Annotated in this window: 6 protein-coding genes and 1 pseudogene; 3 read left to right on the forward strand and 4 right to left on the reverse strand. The window is 75.3% G+C overall.

Translation table 11 applies throughout. The features are described 5' to 3' along the window. A pseudogene (locus tag BJP40_RS33950) lies at nt 1-1035 on the forward strand (hypothetical protein); the annotation flags it as partial. A gap of 137 nt (nt 1036-1172) precedes the next feature. Here the strand turns inward: BJP40_RS33950 and nucS are convergent. Continuing rightward, a complete protein-coding gene (gene nucS, locus BJP40_RS04145; RefSeq protein ID WP_071278662.1) occupies nt 1173-1844 on the reverse strand; it encodes an endonuclease NucS in 672 nt (223 codons plus the stop codon). Between the two features lie 250 nt (nt 1845-2094). Here nucS and BJP40_RS04150 point away from each other — a divergent pair, with 250 nt between their 5' ends. Further along, on the forward strand, nt 2095-2487 hold the full coding sequence (locus BJP40_RS04150; protein ID WP_071269448.1) for an SCO5389 family protein: 393 nt from the start codon (nt 2095-2097) through the stop codon (nt 2485-2487). A gap of 134 nt (nt 2488-2621) precedes the next feature. Here the strand turns inward: BJP40_RS04150 and BJP40_RS04155 are convergent, their stop codons facing one another. Next, nucleotides 2622-3656, reverse strand: a complete 1035-nt coding sequence (locus BJP40_RS04155) for an LLM class flavin-dependent oxidoreductase (RefSeq protein ID WP_071278664.1) — start codon at nt 3654-3656, stop codon at nt 2622-2624. A gap of 270 nt (nt 3657-3926) precedes the next feature. Here BJP40_RS04155 and BJP40_RS04160 point away from each other — a divergent pair, with 270 nt between their 5' ends. Further along, nucleotides 3927-4262 (forward strand): ATP/GTP-binding protein, encoded by a 336-nt coding sequence (locus tag BJP40_RS04160; RefSeq protein ID WP_071269451.1) that lies wholly within the window; start codon nt 3927-3929, stop codon nt 4260-4262. Between the two features lie 9 nt (nt 4263-4271). Here BJP40_RS04160 and BJP40_RS04165 read toward each other — a convergent pair whose 3' ends face one another. Then, nucleotides 4272-5096, reverse strand: coding sequence for an ABC transporter permease (locus BJP40_RS04165; RefSeq protein ID WP_071269445.1), 825 nt, complete (start codon nt 5094-5096; stop codon nt 4272-4274). Then, nucleotides 5093-5311: hypothetical protein (locus BJP40_RS34820; protein WP_371258596.1), on the reverse strand; the 219-nt coding region annotated here is incomplete at its 5' end. The genes BJP40_RS34820 and BJP40_RS04165, both read right to left, overlap by 4 nt.

Consider the following 5311-nt stretch of genomic DNA (forward strand, 5'->3'; position numbering starts at 1 on the left):
GCCGCCCTCCCCGGGCGCACCCCCGCGGCCGGCACCCCCGTCGCGGGCCCGGCCGGCGCGACCGGCACCGGCGGCCAGGCCCCGGGGGACACCGTCGCCGCCCACGTGCCGCCGTACGACACCCACGTCGTGTCCACCGCTCACGGCGCCGAGCCGGCCGGTGGCCGGCCCGCGCCGCACCGGGGCGGACGGTTCGCGCGGCTGCGCGGCGGCCTGCTGACCGGCGCCCGGCGCAACCTCGTGGCGGCCGGTGCGGGCGCGCTCCTCGCGGCGGTCCTCGGCACCGTCGTCACCCTGGGCGCCACCTCCGGCGACGGCGGCAACACCGACGGCACCGGCGGCCGGACGGTCACCACGGACCGTTCCACGGGCGGCGACGACAGCACCGGCGACGGCGACCAGACCTCCGGCACCTCCGGCGGCGCGTCGGGCGGGGGGACGACCGGCGGGACGGGCGGCGCCACTCCGGGGGCGGGCACCGCGGGCACCGCGGGCGGCACGGGGTCCGGCGACGGCGGCGGCACGGACAGCCCCGTGCGGCCCGGCGCCACCGGCTCGGCGGGCGACGGCCCGTCGTCGTCCGGTTCCGAGAGCCCGTCGGGCGGCGAGTCCGGCACCACGCCCAGCGGCGGCGCTTCCTCGTCCACGGGAGGCTCGTCGTCGCCGTCCCCGAGCGGCAGCAGCTCGTCGTCCACGACCGGCAGCCCCACGGCGGGGACGACCGCTTCGGGCGGCACGGACACCACGGGCGGTACGGAGACGACGGGCGGCACCACCACCGGCGGGGAGGGGGACAGCGGGGGCGCCACGACCGGGTCGACGACGACGGGCGGCGCGGAGACCGATGGCGGCACCACCACCGGGACGACCGACGCGGGTGGCACGGACACCACGGGCGGTTCCACGACCGACGGCGGCACCGGCGGGGACGCGACCACCGGTGGCGGCACCGGCGGCGAGGCGCCCACCGCGAGCGGCCTCTCCACGTCGACCGGTTCCACCGGGGACACGGGCACCACCGGCACCCCTGCCTGACCCGGCCGCGGTCGCGGGATGCCCGGGCCGCGGCCGGCCGGAACGGCGAGCGGCCCCGGCAGGCGACGCTCGCCTACCGGGGCCGCTCGCGCACCACCCGGGCTCGTACCGTCAGGACGGGAACCCGTGCCGTCCGCTCAGAAGAGGCGGAGCTTGTCGTCCTCGATGCCGCGCAGGGCGTCGTAGTCCAGGACCACGCAGCCGATACCGCGGTCCGTGGCCAGGACGCGGGCCTGCGGCTTGATCTCCTGCGCGGCGAACACGCCCCGCACCGGCGCCAGGCGGGGGTCCCGGTTCAGCAGCTCCAGGTAGCGCGTCAGCTGCTCCACGCCGTCGATCTCGCCGCGCCGCTTGATCTCCACCGCCACGGTGGCGCCGTCCGCGTCCCGGCACAGGATGTCGACCGGTCCGATGGCGGTCGGGTACTCGCGGCGGATCAGCGTGTAGCCCTCGCCGAGTGTCTCGATCCGATCGGCCAGCAGTTCCTGGAGGTGCGCTTCCACGCCATCCTTGATCAGCCCCGGGTCCACGCCCAGTTCGTGCGAGGAGTCGTGGAGGACCTCCTCCATCGTGATGATCAGCTTCTCCCCGGCCTTGTTCACCACGGTCCACACGCCCTCGGTCTCGCCGTCCCCCTCCTTGAGGGTGCACGGCGGCGACATCCAGTTCAGGGGCTTGTAGGCCCGGTCGTCGGCGTGGATCGACACGCTGCCGTCCGCCTTGACGAGGATCAGTCGGGGGGCGGAGGGCAGATGGGCGGTGAGCCTGCCGGCGTAGTCGACGGAGCAGCGGGCGATGACGAGACGCATGGTCCGCAACGCTACTCGACACGGCGGCCTCCACGCGATTCCACCCGGCACGGCGGAGCGCTCCCACCACACGGCCGCCAAGGTGCGCGGATCCGTGGCCTGTTGTGTCCCAATCTCCTGGTGCGGCCCGGACAGCACGCATAACGTGGACGCGGGAGGTCGTCACTCGTGCACGCTGCGTGCGTGGCGGGGGGCCTCCTTTCCCTGCCCGTAAGGCCCCGTTCGCCACGGGGTCGCGAGAGGAGAACCCATGTCGCTCGACGTCTCACCGGCTCTGTTGGAACAGGCCGAGCGAGGCGAGGTCGACGAAGCCGAATTCGTCGACTGCGTCCGGACCTCCCTGCCGTATGCGTGGGAGATGATCAGTTCTCTGGTGGCCCGGCTGAAGGTGGACGGGGGTGCCTTCGCCGACAACCAGACGCCGCCGCCGGACGAGCAGGCGCGGGGACAGCTCCTGCGCGCCCTGGCGAGTGACGCGATCCGCGGGGCGCTGCAGCGCCACTTCGGCGTGCGGCTCGCCTTCCAGAACTGCCACCGTGTGGCGGTGTTCCCCCTGGACCCGTCGGTCGACGAGAGGCTCGCCCGGTTCACGTCCGTGCGGGCCCAGCTGCTGAACCAGTCCCCGGAGCTCCGGGACTGCTGACGCCGCGTCCGCGTGTTGCCGCTCCGCGACCCCCGACGGTGCGACCGGCGCCGGGCGTGACCGGCGCAGGGGCGGCAGCAGCCGGGGCGGCCGGGACCGCCGCCGTCCGGCACCGGGCGGGCCCCCGCGGGGGCTCACCGCAGGAGCGGCAGCACGTCCGAGGCCAGCCGCCGCACGTTCTCCTCCGTGGCCGCCACCAGGCCCGACCCCTCCACCAGCAGCGCGAACCGCCGGATGCCCGTGCGCTCCGCCGTCGCGGCCAGCCGGTCCGCGGCCAGCCGGGGCGTGCCCACCGGGTGCAGCCGGCACAGCAGTTCCGTGTACGCCAGCGGATCGCGCATCGCGCGCGCCCGCCCGTCGACCGTCACATGGGCGTCCAGGCCCCGCCGCAGCCAGCCGGGCATCGTCTTCAGCAGCAGCTCCCGCGCGTCCGCCGTGTGGTCCGCGATCTGCGCGACGCCCGCCGACACGTGCAGGTCCGCGACCCGCGCCACCTCCTCGGGCGGACGGCCCGCGGCGAGGGCCTCCGACCGCCACAGCGCGACCATGTCCGCCTTGACGTCGTCGCCGCAGTGCATGCCCAGCAGCATCGGCAGGCCGCGGGAGGCGGCCAGCTTCACGCTCGCGGGCGACGTGCAGGCGAGGACCGTTTCGGGGGCCGCCGAGCCGTCGACGAGCTCGTCCGGCCGCGGCACGACGGCGACCTCCCGGAACCGGTGCCGGGGGCCGTCCGCCGACACCCGGGCTTCGCGCTGCCAGCGCAGCAGCAGGTCGAGCGCCTCCGGGAAGTCCTTCTCGTACGCGTCGAGCCCGGTACCGAAGACCTCCAGGTCCACCCAGGGGCCACCGCGCCCCACGCCCAGCGTGAACCGGCCGCCCGACGCGATGTGCAGCAGCGCCGCCTGCTCCCCGAGCGCCACCGGGTGCCCCGTCGGCAGCACGCTGACCGCCGTGCCGACCCGGATGCGGCGGGTGCGCCCCAGGAGCAGCGCGGCCAGCGTGACGGCGGAGGGGCACGTGCCGTACGGCACGAAGTGGTGCTCCGCCAGCCACACCGAGTCGAGCCCGGCCTCCTCCGCCACCTCGGCGGAGCGCACCGCGCGGTGCAGTGCCTCGCTGTGCCCCTGGCCGGGAAACTGCGCCGCCAGTACGAACGTTCCCACGCGCATCGCCTGCTGCCTCCTTGACGGCCCACGCGGCTGCCTCACGGGCATCAACGCCTGACACGTGCCAAAGGCAACGGCCCCACGGCGGGTTCTTCCGATTTTCCGCTAAGCGCCCCCGGCCGAGGGGGTGATCGCACGCCTGAACGGTCACCGCTGCGACCGGTCGACGACCGCATCGGGGTGCGGAAGTCCCCGTTCGCTCCCCGTACGCTGGAGGGCCGACGCTCGACCGTCCCCGTCCCCGTCCCGCCCGCCCCTTGTGAGGTGTTCATCGTGTCCCCGCGCCGCAACCGGTCCCCGAAGAGGGGCGGACAGCCGACCAGCGCGACCGGCGGCGGGACGGGCGACCGGTACGGCGGCTTCCAGCAGACCGAGACCTGGCAGGGCGAGGAGTGGTCCGTGCGGCACGTGGCGGGCGCCGCCACCGCGGGGAAACGCTACCGCTGCCCCGGCTGCGACCAGGAGATCCCGCCCTCCGTCGCCCACGTGGTGGCCTGGCCCGACTACGGCGGCGTGGACGACCGGCGGCACTGGCACAAGGCGTGCTGGAACGCGAAGGACCGCCGCACCGCGAAGGTGCAGCGGTCCCGCAACGCGCCCCGCCACTGACGCCGGTGGTTACACGTCCCGCGCGGTGAGCGCCGCGTACGCTCCGGCGAGTGCGACCGCGGCCACCCCGCCCATGATCCACAGCGGGTCCCAGCCGGACGGTGTGCCCGTGTAGTCCGTCTGGCCGCTGTAGAGCACCGCCAGTTGGCTGGGGATGGAGTACTCGACGAGCCAGGTCCGCAGGTCCGTGAGCGACTCCGCGTAGAGCCCTATGGCCAGCACGAACGGCAGCAGCACCACGCCGATCATGGTGGTGATGGCGCCCGCGGAGTGCCGCAGCAGCGTCCCCACGGCCAGCGAGAGCAGCCCCAGCAGCGCCATGAACAGGCCCACGCCGACCGTCGCGCGCAGCCAGTGCTCGGTGGGCGCGCCGCCGGCCCCCGGGAGCATGGCCGTCTGCACGGCGGCACTGGCCGCGGAGACCGCGGTGGTGATTGTGAAGACCACCGCGAAGAAGACGATCGACTTCGCCGCCAGGATGCGGCCCCGACTGGGGCAGGCGGTCAGCGTCGCCCGGATCAGGCCGGTGCCGTACTCGGACGTGACCGTCAGCACGCCCAGGGTGATGACGCAGACGGAGCCGAGGAGCATGCCGACGATGCCGAGTTCGAGCACGCCGCTGCCGGCCAGCTCGCTGTCGGGCCCCTCCTCGGGCACCTGCCCGATGGCGAAGGCCAGCAGGAAGCCGACCCCGACGACGACGGCGGTCATCACTCCGAGCGTCCACATCGTGGAGCGGAGCGACCGCATCTTGGTCCACTCGGCGGTGATCGCGTCGCCGAGGCGGGCGGGCCGGACGGGGATCGGCGAGGTGTAGGGGGCGGCGGTGGTCATCGTGCGTCCTCGGTACGGCGGTCTGCGGGCGTCTTGTGGGCGTCTTCCCCTCCGGCGGTGGGCTCCGCACCGGCCGCGGCCCGCCCGGTGCCCGCCACGGCGGCGGTCCCGGTGCCGTGGACGGTGCGGGGGTCCGTTCCGGCCGAGGCCGTGGAGTCCGGCGCGCCGGCCCGGCCCGGAGCGTCCAAGGCCCCCTCGCTCCCACCCGTCCCGCC

This window comes from Streptomyces sp. CC53 (genome assembly GCF_001865245.1).
GTDB lineage: Bacteria > Actinomycetota > Actinomycetes > Streptomycetales > Streptomycetaceae > Streptomyces.